The sequence below is a fragment of the Micromonospora sp. L31 genome (genome assembly GCF_052068075.1).
Lineage (GTDB): Bacteria > Actinomycetota > Actinomycetes > Mycobacteriales > Micromonosporaceae > Micromonospora > Micromonospora purpureochromogenes.
In genome coordinates, this window is record NZ_JBQHDC010000002.1 from 410205 (window position 1) to 429008 (window position 18804).

16 protein-coding genes are annotated in these 18804 nt (G+C 74.8%); 7 read left to right on the forward strand and 9 right to left on the reverse strand.

Features of this window, described 5'->3' with window-relative positions; all coding sequences use genetic code 11:
* The first annotated feature begins 11 nt into the window (after window positions 1–11).
* Window positions 12–677 carry a DUF4142 domain-containing protein gene (locus ACTMS9_RS08505; RefSeq protein WP_441145331.1) on the forward strand — a complete coding sequence of 222 codons (666 nt, stop codon included), beginning with the start codon at window positions 12–14 and terminating at the stop codon, window positions 675–677.
* 67 nt (window positions 678–744) lie between these two features.
* Here ACTMS9_RS08505 and ACTMS9_RS08510 read toward each other — a convergent pair whose 3' ends face one another.
* The 5 genes from ACTMS9_RS08510 to ACTMS9_RS08530 form a co-directional block, all read right to left on the reverse strand.
* A complete protein-coding gene (locus ACTMS9_RS08510) occupies window positions 745–1032 on the reverse strand; it encodes an Lrp/AsnC family transcriptional regulator (RefSeq protein ID WP_441164622.1) in 288 nt (95 codons plus the stop codon).
* 81 nt (window positions 1033–1113) lie between these two features.
* Complete coding sequence (locus tag ACTMS9_RS08515; RefSeq protein WP_441145916.1) at window positions 1114–1959, reverse strand: sugar phosphate nucleotidyltransferase; 846 nt, start codon at window positions 1957–1959, stop codon at window positions 1114–1116.
* 50 nt (window positions 1960–2009) lie between these two features.
* Entirely contained in the window at window positions 2010–2546 is a 537-nt protein-coding gene (locus tag ACTMS9_RS08520; protein ID WP_441145330.1) for an NUDIX hydrolase, read from the reverse strand.
* 79 nt (window positions 2547–2625) lie between these two features.
* A complete protein-coding gene (locus tag ACTMS9_RS08525; RefSeq protein WP_441164716.1) occupies window positions 2626–4413 on the reverse strand; it encodes a RelA/SpoT family protein in 1788 nt (595 codons plus the stop codon).
* A 128-nt stretch (window positions 4414–4541) separates the two neighbouring features.
* Window positions 4542–6299, reverse strand: a complete 1758-nt coding sequence (locus ACTMS9_RS08530; protein ID WP_210776390.1) for a DEDD exonuclease domain-containing protein — start codon at window positions 6297–6299, stop codon at window positions 4542–4544.
* A 127-nt stretch (window positions 6300–6426) separates the two neighbouring features.
* On the opposite strand from ACTMS9_RS08530, the gene ACTMS9_RS08535 reads away from it, so the two are divergent.
* From ACTMS9_RS08535 to ACTMS9_RS08550, 4 genes are all read left to right on the forward strand, one after another.
* Window positions 6427–7830: an NYN domain-containing protein gene (locus tag ACTMS9_RS08535; RefSeq protein WP_441145327.1), complete on the forward strand. Its 1404-nt coding sequence runs from the start codon at window positions 6427–6429 to the stop codon at window positions 7828–7830.
* Window positions 7831–7951: 121 nt separating this feature from the next.
* Entirely contained in the window at window positions 7952–8164 is a 213-nt protein-coding gene (locus ACTMS9_RS08540; RefSeq protein WP_154943950.1) for a hypothetical protein, read from the forward strand.
* Between the two features lie 140 nt (window positions 8165–8304).
* Window positions 8305–9564: a M48 family metallopeptidase gene (locus tag ACTMS9_RS08545; RefSeq protein WP_441145325.1), complete on the forward strand. Its 1260-nt coding sequence runs from the start codon at window positions 8305–8307 to the stop codon at window positions 9562–9564.
* Window positions 9561–10685: a glycosyltransferase family 4 protein gene (locus ACTMS9_RS08550; RefSeq protein WP_441145323.1), complete on the forward strand. Its 1125-nt coding sequence runs from the start codon at window positions 9561–9563 to the stop codon at window positions 10683–10685. The genes ACTMS9_RS08545 and ACTMS9_RS08550 overlap by 4 nt, the downstream gene beginning before the upstream one ends.
* Window positions 10686–11092: 407 nt before the next feature.
* Here ACTMS9_RS08550 and ACTMS9_RS08555 read toward each other — a convergent pair whose 3' ends face one another.
* On the reverse strand, window positions 11093–13210 hold the full coding sequence (locus tag ACTMS9_RS08555) for an MMPL family transporter (protein ID WP_441164623.1): 2118 nt from the start codon (window positions 13208–13210) through the stop codon (window positions 11093–11095).
* A gap of 142 nt (window positions 13211–13352) precedes the next feature.
* On the opposite strand from ACTMS9_RS08555, the gene ACTMS9_RS08560 reads away from it, so the two are divergent.
* Both ACTMS9_RS08560 and ACTMS9_RS08565 read left to right on the forward strand, forming a co-directional pair.
* A complete protein-coding gene (locus ACTMS9_RS08560) occupies window positions 13353–14657 on the forward strand; it encodes a histidine kinase (protein ID WP_441145319.1) in 1305 nt (434 codons plus the stop codon).
* Window positions 14609–15322 (forward strand): LuxR C-terminal-related transcriptional regulator, encoded by a 714-nt coding sequence (locus tag ACTMS9_RS08565; RefSeq protein ID WP_441164624.1) that lies wholly within the window; start codon window positions 14609–14611, stop codon window positions 15320–15322. The genes ACTMS9_RS08560 and ACTMS9_RS08565 overlap by 49 nt, the downstream gene beginning before the upstream one ends.
* Here ACTMS9_RS08565 and ACTMS9_RS08570 read toward each other — a convergent pair.
* The 3 genes from ACTMS9_RS08570 to ACTMS9_RS08580 all read right to left on the reverse strand — a co-directional run bounded on the left by ACTMS9_RS08570 (window position 15311) and on the right by ACTMS9_RS08580 (window position 18797).
* Window positions 15311–17014, reverse strand: coding sequence for a putative bifunctional diguanylate cyclase/phosphodiesterase (locus tag ACTMS9_RS08570; protein WP_441164717.1), 1704 nt, complete (start codon window positions 17012–17014; stop codon window positions 15311–15313). The genes ACTMS9_RS08565 and ACTMS9_RS08570 overlap by 12 nt on opposite strands.
* 88 nt (window positions 17015–17102) lie before the next feature.
* Window positions 17103–17915 (reverse strand): SAM-dependent methyltransferase, encoded by an 813-nt coding sequence (locus ACTMS9_RS08575; protein WP_441145317.1) that lies wholly within the window; start codon window positions 17913–17915, stop codon window positions 17103–17105.
* 213 nt (window positions 17916–18128) lie between these two features.
* Window positions 18129–18797 carry a response regulator transcription factor gene (locus tag ACTMS9_RS08580; RefSeq protein WP_007072219.1) on the reverse strand — a complete coding sequence of 223 codons (669 nt, stop codon included), beginning with the start codon at window positions 18795–18797 and terminating at the stop codon, window positions 18129–18131.
* Window positions 18798–18804: the final 7 nt, after the last annotated feature.

Below are 18804 nucleotides of genomic sequence, written 5' to 3' on the forward strand. Positions count from 1 at the left end.
GGGAGGGAAACATGTTGGGAATCAAGCGCCTCGGCCTGCTGGCCGCACTGGTGCTGGTCGGTCTGGCGCCTGCCGCGGCTGCGCAGGCCGCGGCACAGCCGTCGACGCAGGACAGCCAGTACCTGCAGGCGGTGCACCAGTCCAACCTGTTCGAGATCAGAGCTGGTGAGCTGGCCCGGGAGAAGGGCCAGAACCAGGAGGTCAAGCGGCTCGGCGAGATGTTCAAGACCGACCACACCCAGCTGGACCAGTCGGTCCAGCAGACCGCCTCCCAGTTGGGTGTGCAGCTGCCGAATGAGCCGACCGCCGACCAGCGGCAGATCCTCGACCGGCTGGAGAACGCCAGGGGCGAGGAGTTCGACCGCCAGTGGGTGACCGCGCAGCTCGCCGCGCACATCCAGGCGATCCAGGCCACCCAGACCGAGATCTCACAGGGTCAGGAGCAGTCGGTGATCCAGTTGGCGCAGACCGCGCTGCCGGTGCTCCAGGCGCACTACGACGAGCTGGTGAACCTCGCGCGGCAGCTGGGCATCCCGGTGCCGGAGGCCACCGCCACGCCCAGCCCGACCGGCACCACCACGCCGGCGCCGGGCGGCCCCACCGAGTCCCCGACCCCGGGCGGCACGCCCGAGTCGCCGGGTGGCACCACCGGGACGCCGGCTCCGGGCACCAGCTGACGTCACCGCACGGCCGACGGTGGCCGGTCCGCCCTCCGGGGTGGGCCGGCCACCGCGCGTTCACCGGTCAGTCGGCGCCGGCCAGCCCGATCGCGAACGTCTCCTCCAGGTCGTGCTGGGAGTACGCCCGGAACGCGATGTGCGACTCGGTGTTGAGCACGCCGGGCACCTTGGAGATGCTGCCGGCGATGACCTGGGCGATCTGCTCGAACTCCCGGACCCGGACCATGGCGATCAGGTCGACGTGCCCGGCCACCGAGTAGACCTCGCTGACGCTGGGCAGGTTCGCCAGGGTCTCGGCCACCTCGGGAATCGAGTCGGTGGCGCAGTCGATCAGGACGATCGCGGTGATCACTGGACGCTTCTCCGTTCGTCGACGTCGTGGCTCATGCTAGATGTTCACCGGCCGGCGCAGGACCGGTCCGGCGCGGGCCGCTCAGGCCGCCGGCACGGTCAGCGCGTCGGCGGCCCGGATCACGTCGCACAGCCGTTCGCCCTCGTCGACGGTGGCGCCGGGCCAGACCACCACCCGCTCCACGTCGCCGCGGACCACCGCGCCCGCCCCGACCACCGCGCGGCGCACCCGGCCGGTCACGGTGGCGCCGGGATCGAGCAGTTCGCCGTCGCCGGCGGCGTGCAGGTTGGCCGCCAGGTAGTCGGCCGGGGTGCCGGTGTCGTAGAACGTGCCGGGGTACGCCACCACCTCCAGCGCCCCGGCCGCCTCCGCCGGCCGCCACACCGCCCGGACCAGGTCGCCGAAGGTCGCCGGCAGCTCCCGGACCAGCCGCCACGGCAGCAGGGAGAACCCGGTGAACTCGTGCCCGTCGAACGTGCCGGGGGCCGCCGGGTCCGCGGCGGGCTGGCCGAGCAGGCGTACGCTCCGCCCGTCCCAGCCGTCGAGCAGCGCGGCGACGTCCGGCCCGGGGGCGGCCGCCGGATCGGCGAGGTACGCGTCGGCGTTGCCGACCAGCACGCCGCGCCCGGCGATCCAGTCCCGCAGCCTGCCCACGCCCCCGGCGGTGCCCAGCGGGCCGTCCGGCTCGACGGAGAGGTGGGCCCGCGCGCCGACGTGGGCGACCACCTGGTCGGCGAGGTAACTGGCGTTGACCGCGACCGTTCCGGGACCGGCCATGCCCAGGCCGGCGAGTCGGGCCAGCGCGCGGTCCAGCAGCGGCACGTTGCCGACCGGGCAGAGCGCCTTGGGCACCCGCTCGGTGAGCGGCCGCAGCCGGGTCCCCTCGCCGGCGGCGAGCACCACGGCGCAGATCCCCGCCGGCGGCACGGGCGCCGGGTGACCGGCCGGCCGGGGCGACGGCCGGTCGGGGATCGGGGTCACGCCGCTCGGCCGGTGGGCGGGATCTGCCCGGCCAGCGGACCGATGCCGTAGTGGCCGAGCAGGAAGGCGGTGGCCCGGCTGAGCCGGGGCAGGTCGTCCAGCGGGTGCCAGGCGGCCTCGTAGACCTCCGCGCCGTCCACCGTCAGCTCGGTGGTCGACGCCGGCACCTCCGCCTCGAAGACCATGTCGACCCAGCCCTTGGCGTGCACCAGGGCGTTCGGCACGGCCGGGCGGAGCCGGTCGGGGGAGAGCTGGATGCCCGACTCCTCGTACAGCTCGCGGGCGGCGCCGACGACCGGGGCCTCGGCGCGCTGGAGCAGGCCGGCGGGGAGGGTCCAGCTGTACCCGGGCGGTTGGCGCAGCAGCAGGAGCCGGCCGGTCCCCTCGGCCTCGCTGTCCCGGACCAGGGTGACCGCGCCGACGACGTACTTCGGCACGGCGAGCCGGACCAGGCGGCGGCGCATCCCCACCGGAAGGCGGTAGAAGACCTTGTAGGCGACGGCCCGGCCGGTGGCGCGCGAGCGGGGGATCATGACTCCAGGCTAGGCCCTCGGGCCCCCACCCGCGCCCCGGCCCCACCACCCGCCCCGGGACGGCTGGGCCGGGCGGGGATCACTGGCGATGGTCGACCAGGTCGATGAGCTGCCGGACGACGGTGTCCGGCTCGACCGCCCGGTCGAAGACCGCCACCAGCAGGGTCTCCAGGTCGGGGTAGCCGAGTTCCTCGGAGAGCCGCAGCAGCGGCAGGTCGCTGGCCAGCCCCCGGTCGTGCTTGCGCAGCGCCAGCCCGATCGTCGCCCGGCCGAGGCGTACCTTGTCGGCGATCGAGATGCCCGGCTCGGTGTGCTCGGCGAACCAGCGGCTGATCTGCATCTGCGCGTGCGGCGACTTGACGAAGCCGAGCCACTCGCGCCGGGGCCCGCGCGGCGCCGAGTCGGCCTCGAAGCCGCTCTCCGCGTCGTTCTCCGTGAAGATCTCCACCACGTCGCCCTCGTCCAGTTCGGACGAGAGCGGCGCCAGCCGGCCGTTGATCCGGGCGGCCAGGCAGTGGTCACCCCACTCGGCGCCCAGCTCGTACGCCAAGTCCACCGGGGTGGCCCCGGCCGGGAGCACGACCTGCCGGCCGTCGGCGACCACCTGGATCTGGGTCTCGGCCAGGTCGCAGCGCAGCGACTGGAGGAACTGGGCCGGGTCGGGGGCCTCCTGCTCCCAGTCGAGCACCCGGCGCAGCCAGGCCAGCTGCTCGGCCTGGGCCGCGTCGCCGGAGGAGCGGGGGAAGCGGAAGTCGGCGGCGACGCCGTACTCGGCGGAGCGGTGCATCTCGCGGGTGCGGATCAGCACCTCGACGGTGCGGTCCTGCGGGCCGCAGACGCTGGTGTGCAGCGACCGGTAGAGGTTGTTCTTCGGGGAGGCGATGAAGTCCTTGAAGCGGCCGGGGACGGGCCGCCAGCGCCCGTGCACCGCGCCGAGCGCGGCGTAGCAGTCGGTGGCTGGGCCGTCCACCACGATCACGATCCGGGGCAGGTCGAACGGGGCCGTGTGGCCACCGGCGACGGTGTCCTTCCAGATCGAGTAGAGGTGCCGGGGCCGGGGTCTCACCTCGGCGTCGACCCGGCTGCGGCGCAGCGCCGTCCTGGTCTGGGCGACCACGTCGTCCAGGTAGGCGTCCCACCCGGGCCGGTCGTGCACGTGCCGGGCGATCCGGGCGTGCTCCTCGGGATGCAGGTGCAGCAGCACCACGTCGTCCAGCTCGCGTTTGAGGGTCTGGATGCCCAGCCGGTCGCAGAGCGGGACGAGCACCTCCTGGGTCTTGCGGGCGATCCGCTCGCGGGACGCCGCCGAGCGCACGCCGAGGGTACGCATGTTGTGCAGCCGGTCGGCCAGCTTGATGATCAGCACCCGGACGTCCTTGCCCGCCGCGATGATCATTTTGCGGATCGTCTCCGCCTCGGCGGCGTTGCCGTAGAACTCCTTGTCGAACTTGGTCACCCCGTCGACCAGGTGGGCCACCGCGCGGCCGAAGTCCTCGCAGAGCGCCTGGAGCGTGTAGCGGGTGTCCTCCACCGTGTCGTGCAGCAGCGCCGCCACCAGGGTGGTGGTGTCCATGCCGAGGTCGGCGCAGATCTGGGCGACCGCCAGCGGGTGGGTGATGTACGGCTCGCCGCTCTTGCGGAACTGGCCGCGGTGCATGTTCTCCGCGATCGTGTAGGCCCGGCGCAGCACCGACGTCTCGGCGTTGGCGTGGATGCCCCGGTGGGTGCGGACCAGGTGGTTGACCGGGTCGGTGTCGTTGGTCGGCCAGGTGAGCAGGGACCGCAGCCGGCGGGCCAGCGGCAGCTCCCCGGGCTGGGTCGGGAGCGCGCCCCCCAGGGCGGCGCCGTGTCCGGCGTCGACGTCCACGAGGGACACCTCCTCACCCCGGCTCCGCGATCACCATCTCTGGTAACCGGAAGCAGGCCCACGAAACGGGCAGGACTGCACTCCCTTAACAGCCTAAGTCAGTCACCGTCGTCCGATCGGTCACTTGCTCATGAGCGTTCGGTCGAGAGTTGGTGGGATCCGCCGTTCTCGGCCTTGGCCAGCAGGTCGCGGAAGCGGCCCGCCCCGGACACCGGCGAGGACCACTCGGAGGACATCTCCACCAGCCGGGTCTCCGGTCGCTCCAACCAGGACAGGATGCGTTCGGTCTCCTCCGCGGAGGCGCGGGGCACCGGCCCGTGACCGGGCTCCACCGTCTCGGCGGTGGCCCGGATCGCGGTGATGGTCGGTCGAGGATGGACCCCGGGCGGGGAGACCCCCGCCCCGGCGAGCCGGCCGTGCCGGACCAGCGCCAGCTCCCAGCCGCCGCCGGGGGCACGCCGGGCCGCGGTCAGCTCGGCGATCCGGGTCAGCCCGGCCAGCCGTTGCATGCGTACGCTCGCCCGCAGCACCGCCGCCAGCCGGGAGCGCACCACCGCCGCCTCCTCGTAGCGCTGGCCCGCCGACAGCGTCTCGATCCGGGCGAGCAGGGCGTCGACCACCACCTGCGGGTCGCTGGCCGTCGCCGTACGGAACGGGGCGGCGGCGCGGTGGTCGTACTCCTCCGGGGTGATCCGGTGCTCGCAGGGCGCCGGGCAGCGACCCAGCTCGGCCAGCGCGCAGGCCGGCGTGACCGTGCGCAGCGAGAGCCGGTGGGTGCACTGGCGCAGCGGGACGGCGTCGTGGAAACCGGCGGCGGCCAGCTCGGCGGCCTGCTTCGAGCGGAACGGCCCCAGGTAGGCGGTGTCGCCGGGGGCGAGGCTGCGCACCACCGACAGCCGCGGATAGGGGCCGTCGGTCAGCTTGAGCCAGACCATCCGCTCCGGGAACTTGGAGCGCCGGTTGTACGGCGGGGCGTGCGCCGCGATCAGCCGCAGCTCGCGGACCTCGGCCTCCAGCGGGTGGGCGCACTCGACCGCCTCCACCCGCTCGGCGGCGGCCAGCATCTCCGAGATCCGGGCCCGCTTCTCCGCGGCGGTGAAGTAGCTGCGCACCCGGGTGGCGATGTCGCCGGAGGTGCCGACGTAGAGCGGCCGGTCGTCGGCGGCCCGGAAGATGTAGACCCCGGGCACCTTGGGCAGGCCCTCGGCGAGGTGCCGCTTGCGGCGCTGGGTGGGGGTGACCGCGCGGGCGAATTCGATGGCCTCGCCGACCGTGTCCACCCGGTGCCCGCCCAGCCGCCCGATCAGCCCGTGCAGCACGTCGACGGTGGCCTTGGCGTCGTCCAGCGCGCGGTGGGTGGGCTGGGTGGCGGTGCGGAAGTAGGCGGCGAGGGTGCCGAGCTTGCGGTTGGGCACCTCGTCGCGGGTGAGCACCCGGCGGGCCAGGGCGGCGGTGTCGAGCACCCGCGGGTTGGGCCAGCGGTAGCCGTGCTTCGCGCAGGCCGCCTTGAGGAAGCCCACGTCGTAGGGGGCGTTGTGGGCGACCAGCACGGCGTCCGCGATGAACTCCAGGAAGCTCGGCAGCACCTGCTCGATCGGCGGGGCCGGGATCAGCATGGCCTGGGTGATGCCGGTCAGCACGGTGATGAACGGCGGGATCGGCACCCCGGGGTTGACCAGGGTGGCCAGCACGCCCAGCTCCTCGCCGCCGCGCACCTTGACCGCGCCGATCTCGGTGATGCCGCCGCCGTCCGGGGCGCCGCCCGTCGTCTCCAGGTCGACCACCACGAAGGTCGTCGCGTAGAGCGGCAGCGCCGGGTCCACCCCGCCGCCCGCTGTCGGATCCAGACCGGCCAGCGTCTGCTGGACGTACTCGCCAGGTGCCACGCGCGGCAGGCTAGCGGGCCGGTCCGACACTGCTGTCGCAGGCGCCCCAGCCGTCACCGCCGGTCTAGGATGAGAGATCGGCTCACTCACCCGGCGGTGGGCCCGGTCGCGGTGGGAGACTTGCCCCATGCCCCTCACCGAGCCGTACGACGACCACCTCCCGGAGGAGGGGTCGTCCACCGCCGCGCCCGAGGGCGGAGCGGAACCGGGTGCGGGGGCGCCCGAGCCGGAGCCCACCCTCCCCGAGCCGGTCCGCCAGCGCATCGTCACGCTCACCGCGGCGGTGCTGCCCGGGCTGCCCGCCGACGAGTTGCCGGTGCCGCTGCGCCGGGTGGCCAAGTTCGCCCCGAACCGCCGCGCCCGGCTGGGCGCGCCGGTGATCGCCGCCCAACTCACCGCCGACCCGCTGTTCCGCCAGCGGGTCACCGCGCGGGTGCTCGCCGACGCCGGCGACCTGGGCGCCGCGGTGGTCGAGGGCACCGCGCCGGCCGCCGCCGACCCGGTCGAGGTGGCCGCGCTGGCGTACCTGGCCCGGCCCCGCGGCTGGCGGGAGCTGATCGAGGCCAGCGGCGCCGCCGTGCGGGCCGAGGCGGACAGCGCCGTCATCGCCGAGCTGGTCCGGGAGGCCGAGCAGCGGGCCACCCGCGCCGAGCACGACCGGGCGGTGGCCCGGGTCGAGGCGGAGAAGCTCCGCGACGAGCTGGCCCGGGTCCGCGAGGAGCTGGGGCAGCTGCGGGAGGAGAACCGCCAGGTCCAGCGGACGCTGCGGGAGACGCAGGCGCGCGAACGCCGGGCCAACGAGCTGCTCGCCACCGAGCGGGGCCGGGCGGCCCGGGCGGCCGCCGACAGCGACGCCGAGCTGCGCCGGGCGCGGGCCCGGCTGGCGGAGGCCGAGGCGGCGGCCGGGGTCGCCCGGGCCAGCGCCAAGGAGGCCCGCTCGGTCGACGACGCCCGGCTCTGGCTGCTGCTGGAGACCATCGGCCAGGCCGCCGTCGGGCTGCGCCGGGAGCTGGCGCTGGACCCGGTGGAGAAGCTGCCGGCCGACTTCGTGGCCGACGCGTTCGCCGACTCGTCGGCCGTCACGCCCGCCGGCACCGCCGCCCGCGCCCGGGACACCGACGACCCGGCCCGGCTGGACCAGCTGCTCGCCCTGCCCCGGGCGCACCTGGTGGTGGACGGCTACAACGTCACCAAGCGCGGCTTCGGCGAGATGTCCCTCGAACAGCAGCGCAAACGGCTGATCACCGGGCTGGGCGGGATCGCCGCGCAGACCGGCGACGAGGTCACCGTGGTCTTCGACGGCGCGGAGCGGATGCACGGGCTGCCGCCCACCCCGCGCGGCGTCCGGGTGCTCTTCTCCCGCAAGGGGGAGACCGCCGACGAGCTGATCCGCCGCCTGGTCCGGGCCGAGCCGGCCGGCCGGCCGGTGGTGGTGGTCTCGTCGGACCGCGAGGTCGCCGACGGCGTGCGCCGGCACGGCGCGTATCCGCTCGGCGCGGACTCGCTGCTGCGCCGGCTGGCCCGTTCCTGACTCTTGATCACTGTTGTCCGGTTCTGTCGTACCCGGTGACTAGTGTCCGACCTGACCGACGGTGCGCGGGTGGTGACCAGGCTGTCGCCCCCGCCGCGCCGCACTCCGTCAGGGAGGCACGATGCTCATCGACTGCGACAGGTGCGGGATCCGGGGCGCCGGCTGTAACGGCTGCCTGGTGACCGCCCTGCTCGACGCCGACTCGCCGGCCGCCGACCTCGGGCCGGCCGAGCTCCGGGCGGTCGAGGTGTTCGCCCGGGCCGGCTTCGACGTGGCGGTGCTGGCCCACGAGGCCGCGCCGACCCGTGCCGCCCGCCGGCGCCGGGTGGCCTGACCAGCACGCCGCCACCGGCACGGCTCCCGTCGGCCGGCCCCGACGGCGGCGGGCAATAGGATGGGCGCTCACGGCGGGAGGAGCGGCGGCATGACGCGGTTACGGCGTGGTGGCGGCGGGCCGGCGGACGAGGTGCCGGCGTGACCCCCCGCGGGTGGGCGGTGCTGACCCTCGGCGGGCTGGTGCTGGCGCTGCTGGTCGCCAGCGTCGTGCTGGTGCCGTGGAGCCGACCGCCGGCACCCCGGGCCGACCAGGTCGCCGCGCTGGGTGAACTCCCCGTCGACCAGGTGGCCCACGCGCGCGAGTTCCGCTCCGCGCTGCGCCCCGGCGCGTACGGCGCGCTGGTGGTCGGGCTGCTGGTGGCGTTGCTGCTCGGGCTCACCCCGCTCGGCGCCCGCCTGGTCGAGCTGGCCGGGCGCCCCTTCGGCGGTCACTGGACCGCCCGCGCGGTGCTCGGCGGGCTCGCCGTGGTGCTCCTCGCCGACCTGCTCACCCTGCCCTTCGCCGCCTGGCGGCAGTCCGTGCTCACCCGGTACGGGCTGAGCACCCACGGCTGGAGCGGCTGGGCCGTCGACCTGCTCAAGTCGTACGCGGTCAGCGCCGTCATCGGTGCGATCGCGCTGCTCGGCTTCTACACCGTGACCCGGCTCGCCCCGCGCTGGTGGTGGGCGTTCGGCGCCGCCGGGGCGGCCGGCCTGGTCGTGCTGTTGTCGTTCGTGCTGCCGGTGCTGGTGGAGCCGGTCTTCAACCGGTTCACCCCGATGGAGCAGGGTCCGCTGCGCACCGAGCTGATGGCGATGGCGGCCCGCGACGGGGTGCCGGTGCGCGACGTGCTGGTCGCCGATGCCTCCCGGCGGACGAAGGCGGTCAACGCGTACGTCTCCGGGCTGGGGCCGACCCGGCGGGTGGTGGTCTACGACACCCTGCTGCGTGAGGCCACCCCGGCCGAGGTGACCAGCGTGGTCGCGCACGAGCTGGGGCACGCGAAGGACCGGGACGTCTGGACCGGCACGCTCACCGGCGCGCTCGGCGCCGCCCTCGCGGTCGTCGCGCTCTACCTGCTGGGCTCCTGGGGGCCGCTGCTGCGGCTGGCCGGGGTCGACTCGGTCGCCGAGCCGCGCGCGTTCCCGTTGCTGATCGCCCTGGTGACGGTGGCCGGGCTGGTCGCCGCGCCGGCGCAGGCGCTGATCTCCCGCCGGGTCGAGGCGCGCGCCGACGCGCACGCCCTCGCGCTGACCGGCGACCCGGCCACCTTCGAGGCGATGCAGCGCCGGCTGGCCGGGGTCAACCTGGCCGATCCCGACCCGCCGCGCTGGGAGTACCTCTGGTCGGCGTCACACCCGTCCACCGTGGAGCGGATGGCCGCCGCCCGCGCCTATGCCAGGGAGGCCGGCAGATGAGCCGGACGCTGCTGATCACCAACGACTTCCCACCCCGCCCCGGCGGCATCCAGTCGTTCGTGCACAACCTCGCCGTCCGCCAGCCCTCCGGCTCCGTGGTGGTCTACGCCTCCAGCTGGCGGGGCGCGGCGAAGTTCGACGCCGACCAGCCCTTCGAGGTGGTCCGGGAGCGGACCCGGGTGCTGCTGCCCACCCCGCTGGTGGCCCGGCGGGCCGCCCGGCTGGCCCGCGAGCACGACTGCGACACCGTCTGGTTCGGCGCCGCGGCCCCGCTCGGCCTGCTGGCGGCCGGGCTGCGCCGTCGGGCGGGGATCCGCCGGGTGGTCGCGCAGACCCACGGCCACGAGGTCGGCTGGGCGGCGCTGCCCGCCGCCCGGGCCGCGCTGCGCCGGATCGGCCGCGGCACCGACGTGGTCACCTACCTCGGCGACTACACCCGGGTACGGCTCGAACGGGCGCTGCACGGGGTGACCGACCTGCACCGGCTGGCTCCCGGCGTCGACGTGGACACCTACCACCCGGCCGTCGACGGCGAGCCGGTCCGCGTCCGGCTGGGCCTGGCCGACCGGCCGGTGGTGGTGTGCGTGTCCCGGCTGGTGCCCCGCAAGGGGCAGGACATGCTGATCCGGGCCATGCCGGAGATCCACCGCCGGGTGCCGGACGCGGCGCTGCTGGTGGTCGGCGGCGGGCCGTACCGGGCGGCGCTGGAGAAGCTGGCCCGGCACACCGGCGTGGAGCGCGACGTGGTCTTCACCGGCTCGGTGCCCGCCGCCGAGCTGCCCGCGCACTACGCCGCCGGTGACGTATACGCGATGCCCTGCCGCACCCGCAACCGCGGCCTGGACGTCGAGGGGCTCGGCATCGTCTACCTGGAGGCCTCCGCGACCGGCCTGCCGGTGGTGGCCGGCGACTCCGGCGGCGCGCCGGACGCGGTCCGCGAGGGGGAGACCGGGTACGTGGTGCGGGGCCGGGACGTCGCCCAGCTCGCCGACCGGGTGGCCACCCTGCTCGCCGACCGGGATCTGGCCCGGCAGCTCGGGGCGGCCGGCCGGGCCTGGGTGGAGCGGGAGTGGCGCTGGGAGACCCAGGCGCAGCGGATGGCCGCCCTGCTCGCCGGCTGACCACCCGCCGGCCGGTTCTGGGGGCCGCTACAGCCGGTGGGGCGTGGAACGAGCGGCCCGGCTCATCGGCTGGGTGTGGAACCGGGATCCGGCTCACCGCAACGGCCGCCCGAGCTCCCGGTGCCGCGCCGCTGGCCACCGTCGAAGCCAGCGGCCGCGAGCCGAGCCGGCGGGTCGTCGCCGAGCCGGCACATTTCCCGATGAGCGATATGCCTGTCAGTCATAAATATGCCTGACAGGCATATCGCTCTTCGCCGTATCCAAGGGCACGGGCGTCACGGTCAGTCACGGTGTGGGGCACGGGAAGACGCGGTGGTCGACGGGGTGCCTGGTGGCGATCGGCGCTGGGGCGGGCACGGACGCTGTCGCGTCCGTGCCCGCCCGGTCTCGCGGCGTCGTGCCCGGGCTCAGGGACCGGCCAGCACCCGCTCGGCCGGGGTCGCCGGGGCGGTCCGGGCGGTCCGCCGGGACAGCTTCCCCGGCCACCAGGTGCGGGCGCCCAGGTCGAGCGCCAGCGCCGGGATGAGCAGGCTGCGGACCAGCAGCGTGTCGAGCAGGATGCCGACGGCCACGATCACCCCGGTCTGCATCGACGGCACCAGCGGCAGCACGCCCAGCGCGCCGAACGTGGCCGCGAGCACGATCCCCGCGCTGGTGATGACGCCGCCGGTGACGGTCAGCGCCCGCAGGACGCCCGGCCGGTGGCCCAGCTGCGTCGCCTCCTCCCGGGCCCGCGTCATCAGGAAGATCGTGTAGTCGACGCCGAGGGCGACGAGGAACAGGAACGCCTGCAGCGGGATGCCCACGAAGAGCTTGGTGTAGCCCAGCGCGTCCAGCACGAAGCCGGCGGCCCCCATCGCGGCGGCGTACGACAGCACCACGCTCACCATCAGCAGCAGCGGCGCGACCAGCGCCCGCAGCAGGAGCACCAGGATGACGAGGACGACGGCGAGGATCAGCGGGATGACCACCCGGTTGTCGCGGCTGACGATGCGCTCCTCGTCCACCAGCACCGCGGTCCTGCCGCCGACCAGCGCCTGGGCGCCGGGCACCTCGTGCACCGCCGTGCGGAGCCGCTGCACGGTCTCCATGGCGGCGTCGCTGTCCGGCGTGTCGGCCAGCACCGCCGGGACCCGTACCCAGGCGCCGTCCGGCGAGCGCTCCGGCTCGTCGACCCGGGCGACGCCGGGCACCGCCCGGGCGGCGGCGATCACCTGGTCGGCCGCACCGGCGGTGGCCAGGATCTCCGCCGGCGACGCGGAACCGCTCGGGTAGTGCGCGGCGATCAGCCGCTGGCCGGTCACCGAGCCGACCTCGGAGGTGAAGGACTCCTCGTTGGGCAGGCCGATGCTGAGGTTGCCGATGCCGAAGGTCAGCGCGACGAGCGCCGCCGCGGTGCCGATCCAGACCGCGCGGGGACGGCCCCCGACCAGCCCTGCGATCCGGCGCCAGATCCCGTGGTCGGCGGTGACGTCGGCGCTGACGGCGGTCGGCGTGTAGCGCGGCACGAACGGCCAGAAGAGCCACCGGCCGCACAGGACGAGCACCGCCGGCAGCAGGGTGGTCATCGCGAGCAGGGCGGCGCCGATGCCGACCGCCCCGACCGGGCCGAGGCCACGGGTGGACGGCAGGTCGGCGGCGAGCAGGCAGAGCAGTCCGATCGCGACGGTCGCCGCCGAGGCGCAGATCGCGCCGAACGACCGGCGCAGCGCCACCCGCATCGCCTCGTGCCGGTCGGCGTGCCGGCGCAGCTCCTCGCGGTACCGGGCGATCAGCAGCAGGGCGTAGTCCACGCCGACGCCGAAGACCAGCACCGTCAGGATGGTCTGGCTCTGGAAGTCGACGGTCACGCCGCCGTACTTCGCCATCAGGTACACGATGCCGCCGGCGAACTGGTTGGCGATGCCGACGGTGATCAGCGGGATCAGCCAGAGCACCGGGCTGCGGTAGGTGACCAGCAGCAGCACCGCGACGGTGGCCGCGGTCGCCAGCAGCAGCGTGGTGTCCATCCCGCCGAAGGCGTCGAGGACGTCGCTCTCCGCCGCCGCGTCGCCGGTCAGCGCGGTGCGCAGGCCGGCGGGCCGGTTGAGGGCGAGGCGCTCCTTGACGTCGGTCACCGCCTCCGGGCGCTGGGTGTCGTCACCGGCGACCGGAAAGGACACCAGCAGCGCCTTCCCGTCCTCGCTGGGCACCGGGGGCGACACCGCGCCGCCGTCGGCGTACCGGACGAAGACGGCCCGGTCGGCCTCGGCCTTGGCGCGGTCGGCGTCGGTGAGGCCGCTGTCGCGGACGTAGACGGCGATGGCCACGGGCTTCTTCGAGTCCGGGAAGGCCGCCTCGGCCCGCTCCACGGCCCGGCTGCTCTCCACGCTGGCGGGCAGCATGCCGAGCGTGTCGTTGTTCTGCACCTCGCTCAGCTTGATGGCGAGCGGGCCGGCCACCGCGACGAGGACCAGCCAGAAGACGATCAGGGCGTACTTGCTGCGTCGGCCGGACGGCAGACCGGCCAGTCTTTGCCGGGACATGTCGGGTTCCTCCGAGGATCGGGTTCGCTTCCTGCCTTAGATCCTTCTGGCCGGCGGGCGTGCGGACAGGAGTGCCACGTCCCCGACGCCGGTGGTCCTAGCACCACCGAACACCGGGCGGTCGTGACCGAGAATGGAAACCGTGGACAGCCCCGTACGAGAGTTCGCCCGCCAGACGGTCCGGCCCGGCGCGACCGCCGCCCTCCAGGGCCTGGCCGTCGCCGTGCTCTCCCTGACCACCAACGTCGCGCTGTTCGTGCTGTCGCTGGTGTCGCTGCTGCTCATCCCCGCCTTCGGCATCGGTTTCGCGCTGTTCCCGATGGCGACGGCGTTGGTGCGGCTGTCGACCGGGTTGCAGCGCCGGCTCGCCCGGTGGGGCGGCGTACCCATCGCCACGCCGTACCGGCCGCTGCCGGAGGGGGCGCAGTTCGGCACCTGGCGGCGTTTCCGGTGGGTGGTGGGCGACCCGGCCACCTGGCGGGACTTCGCCTGGCTGGTCCCCGGCGCGGTCACCGGCGGGGCGTGCCTGCTCGCGTTCGCCCTGCCGCTGTACGGGCTGGAGGGCTCGCTCGGGGTGCCGCTGCTGGTCTACCTCATCGCCGACTCCTACGGCTACGGCCTGTTCTGGCCGATGACCAACCTGGCCGAGGCGCTGGCCGCGCTGCCGCAGGGCTGGCTGCTGCTGCTCGGCGGCCTGGCCGTCGCCCCCTGGCTGGTCTGGCTGCACCTGCGCTTCGCCCGGCTCTTCCTGGCCCCCACCCGGGCGGCGGAACTGGCGTTGCGGGTCCGCCAGCTCACCGTCACCCGGGCCGACACCGTCGACGCCCAGGCGGCCGAGCTGCGCCGCATCGAGCGGGACCTGCACGACGGGGCGCAGGCCCGGCTGGTCGCGCTGAGCATGAGCATCGGCCTGGCCGAGCAGCTGCTGGAGCAGGACCCGACCGCCGCCGGGAAGCTGCTGGCCGAGGCGCGGGAGACCAGCGGTCAGGCCCTCGTCGAGCTGCGCGGCCTGGTGCGTGGCATCCACCCGCCGGTGCTCGCCGAGCGCGGCCTGGACGGTGCGGTCCGGGCGCTCGCGCTGGCCGTGCCGCTGCCGGTGGCGGTCGAGGTGGACCTGCCGGGCCGCCCGGAGGCGCCGGTGGAGTCCGCGGCGTACTTCGCGGTGGCCGAGGGGCTGGCGAACGTCACCAAGCACAGCGGCGCCGCGCAAGCCTGGATCCACCTGAGCTACGGCGACGGTCGACTGACCATGGTGGTGGGTGACGACGGCCGGGGCGGCGCCGACCCGGCGGCGGGCAGCGGACTGGCCGGGATCGGACGACGGCTCGCGGCCTTTGATGGAACGATGGTGGTGACCAGTCCGCCCGGCGGGCCCACAGTCGTGACCATGGAGCTGCCTTGCGAGTTGTCATCGCCGAAGACCTCGCCCTCCTCCGGGACGGGCTGACCCGCATCCTCGAGGCGTTCGATTTCGAGGTGGTCGCGGCCGTCGACAACGGACCGTCGGTGCTGTCGGCCCTGGTCACCCACCGCCCGGACGTGGCGGTGCTCGACGTGCGGCTGCCGCCGACCTTCACCGACGAGGGGTTGCAGGCCGCCATCGGAGCCCGCGCCGAGATCCCCGGCCTGCCGATCCTGGTGCTCTCCCAGCACGTCGAGCAGCTCTACGCCCGGGAGCTGCTCTCCGACCGCGCCGGTGGCGTCGGCTACCTGCTCAAGGACCGGGTCTCCAACGTGGCCCAGTTCGTCGACGCGGTACGCCGGGTGGCCGGCGGCGGCACGGTGATGGACCCGGAGGTGGTCTCCCAACTGCTGGCCAGCCGGTCCGGGGCCGAGCCGTTGCAGGAGCTGACCGCCCGTGAGCGCGAGGTGCTGGGCCTGATGGCGGAGGGGCGGTCCAACGCGGCGATCGCCGCGCGGCTCTTCGTCACCGAGAAGGCGGTCAGCAAGCACATCAACAACATCTTCAGCAAGCTGCGGATGCCGCCGTCGGACGACGACAACCGGCGGGTGCTGGCGGTGCTGACGTACCTCAACGGGGACGACAGCCAGTTGCCGGTGCCGGGCCGGACGCCGCGGCGTACCGCCGCCGGGCCGTCCCTACCCGGCTGAGGCGACCGGCTCGACACCGGCCACGGTGGACAGCGCGGGGGAGCGGCCGAGGCAGCCCTCGGCCGGCCCCGGCCGCCCGAAGTACCAGCCCTGGCCGGCGTCGCAGCCGATCGCCCGCAGCCGTTCGGCCTGCCCGGCCGTCTCCACCCCCTCGGCGGTGACGGTCAGGTCCAGCGCGTGGGCCAGCGACACCAGCGAGGCGAGGATCCGCTCGTCGGTGCGGCTGGCCGGGTCGACCGCCGGCGACCGTAGCCCGGTGACGAACTCCCCGGCCACCTTCAGCTCGGTCACCGGCAGGTCCCGCAGGTACGCCAGGTTGCAGTAGCCGGTGCCGAAGTCGTCGATGGCGACCCGTACGCCGAGGTCGGCCAGGACCCGCAGGGCCCGGACGGGCTCCTCCGCGGTGCTCATCATGGTGCTCTCGGTGATCTCCAGCTGGAGCCGTTCCGGCGGCAGGCCGGTGGCCGCCAGCAGGCTGCGCACCTCCTGCACCAGGCCGGGCCGGTGCACCTGGCGGACGGCCAGGTTGACGCTGACGAAGGGGCCCCGGGCGCCCCAGCTCTCCGCCTCGCGGCAGGCCGCCGCGAGCACCCAGCCGCCGAGCCGGACGATCAGGCCGGTCTCCTCGGCCAGCCCGATGAAGCTGCCCGGCCGGAGCACGCCCAGCTCCGGGTGGCGCCAGCGGACCAGCGCCTCCACGCCGAGCAAGGTGCCGTCGCGCAGCGAGGTCAGCGGCTGGTAGTCGAGGAAGAACTCACCCCGGTCGATCGCGGCGGGGATCGCCGCGGCGAGGGCGTACCGGGCCAGGTCGGCGCGGTGCCGGTCCGGGTCGAACACCGACCAGCGGGCGCCCCCGGCCGCCTTGGCCCAGTGCAGGGTGCTGTCGGCCGCCCGCATCAGCTCGCCGGGGGTGGTGCCGGCCACCGGGCGCTCCACGATGCCGATGCTGGCGGTCACGGTCAGCTCGTGCCCGTCGACCAGGGCCGGCTCGGCGAGCGCGGCCAGCGCCGCCTCGGCGACCGCGACCGCGTCGTCGACCCGGGCGGTGCGCTCGACCAGGATGACGAACTCGTCGCCGCCGAGACGGGCCAGCAGGTGTTCGCCGAGCGCCGCGCGCAGCCGCCGCGCCACCGACACCAGCAGGGCGTCGCCGACCTGGTGCCCGAGCGAGTCGTTGACCACCTTGAACCGGTCGAGGTCCAGGAAGCAGACGCCCACCCGGTCGGCGCCCCGGCTCGGCGCGCCGATCGCCGCGGTGAGCCGCTCGGTGAACAGGACCCGGTTGGGCAGGCCGGTCAGCGGGTCGTGGGTGGCCTGGTGGCGGAAGCGGGTCTCGCTGTCGCGCAGCGCCCGCTCGGCCTGGGCCCGGGCCACCGTCGCGGCCCGGCGGATCGACTCCTGCTCGTCGAGCGTCCGGTCGCGCAGCGCCCGGGCGTACCCGGTGGCGACGGTGGCCAGCAGCCGGGCCATCCGGTCCTCGACGTCGTCGGCGACCAGCCCCAGGTCGCGGATCAGGCGGAGCTGGATGACCTCCACGGTGCGACCGAGACCCTCGGCCGAGGCGATGTGGGCGGCGACCAGCTCCGCGCCCACCTGGTGCCCGACGCGCGGGTCGAACGGCTCGGCCCGCAGTGCCCCGGCCAACCGCTCGGTGAGCCGTTGCAGCAGCAGCTCCAGCTGCGCCTGGGTCATCGGCAGGTGGCTGGTGCCCGAGACCGCCTTGGCCCAGGCCCGGGCGAACGCGCCGGGGCACGACGGGTGCGCCGGCAGGTCCGGTGTCTCACCCACCGAGGCGTCCGACGCCACCCATGAAGACCGCCTGCGCGGCGTCCTCGGCGCTCTCCGGCGACTCCGGCCGCCACTGCGGCACCCACACCACGCCCGGTTCGAGCAGCGTGAAGCCGTCGAAGAGCGCGGTCAGCTCGGCCCGACTGCGGATCGAGAGCGGGCTGTCGGTGCGGCGGTAGACCCGCTCGGCCTCGGCCCGTTCGCCGGTGTGGCCCCGGTCCTCGTCGGTGGCCTGCGACATCACCAGGTAGCTGCCCGGCGCCAGCGTCTCGCGCAGCGTCCGCAGGATCTCCTCGGGCCGGTCGGCGTCCGGGACGAAGTGCAGCACCGCCACGATCAGCACGGCCACCGGCCGGGAGAGGTCGAGCAGCTTGGTCACCTCGGGATGGCTCACGATCGCGGCCGGTCGGCGCAGGTCCTCCTGGACGACCGCGGTGCCGGGATTGCCCTGGAGGATCTCCCGGCTGTGGGCCACCGCCACCGGGTCGACGTCGACGTAGACCACCCGGGAGTCGGGCGCGGCGCGCTGGGCGATCTCGTGCACGTTGCCGACGGTGGGGATGCCCGAGCCGATGTCGAGGAACTGGCGGACGCCGGAGTCGACCAGGTACTGCACCGCCCGACGCATGAACGCCCGGTTGGCCTGGGCCATCAGCGGGGCCTCGGGGACCGCTTCCATCATCGCCCGGGCCGCCGCCCGGTCGGCGGCGAAGTTGTGCGAGCCGCCGAGGTAGTAGTCGTACATGCGGGCGACGCTGGGGCGCTCGATGTCGATGTCGTCGGGTGCCCAGTCCGGCCGCTGCATGCCCACCCCTTTAGTCGACAAACGCGAGGATCGTCGCCCGCGCGGGCCACCCGGGTATTCTGCCCTCGCTTCGCCCCGGTGCAAAGACCACGGTCATTGCGCGACGGCACGCTCACTCAGGGCGCTGGCGGCGCTGCCGCGGCCGTGCCCCGGACAGGCGAGAGGTCCGCGACCGGTGGGCGGCGCGGACCTCTCGACGACGGGCCGGAGCCCTCAGAACTTCGGCGCGTCCGGGGCCTCGAGCAGGCCCAGCCGCAGCGCCGTCATCAGCGCCTGGGCGCGGTTGGCCGCGCCCAGCTTCTCGTAGAGCTTCGAGATGTGGGTCTTGGCGGTGGACTCGCTGACGAAGAGCTGCTTGGCGATGCCGGCCACGCTCATGCCGTCGGCCAGCAGCCGCAGCACCTGCCCCTCGCGGGGGGAGAGCTGCGGACCGGACGGGGCCAGCCGGCGCTTCATCGCCTCGGCCAGGTCGGCCGCGGTGAAGGCGCTGGGGGAGGAGGCGGCGTGCCGGGCGGCGGCCACCACCTCGTCGGCCGGCGCGGTCTTCGGCACGAACGCGCTCGCCCCGGCCTCCAGCGCGCCGAAGAGCTGGTCGTCACCGGCGTACATGGTCAGCACGACGATCCCCATCGACGCGCTGGACTTGCGCAGGGCCCGGGTGGCCTCGAGGCCACTGCCGTCCGGAAGGCGCAGATCCATGATCACGACGTCCGGCTGCAGCGCGCCAGCCTGGCGTACGCCCTCCGCCGCCGTGGCGGCCTCGCCGACGACCTCGAACTGCCGGTCGCGCTCGAAGGCGTGCCGAAGCCCCTTGCGGATCAGGTCGTGATCGTCGACAAGGAGGACCTTGGTACGAGTGGCCGGTGTCGGGCTTGTGGTCATCCTCGGG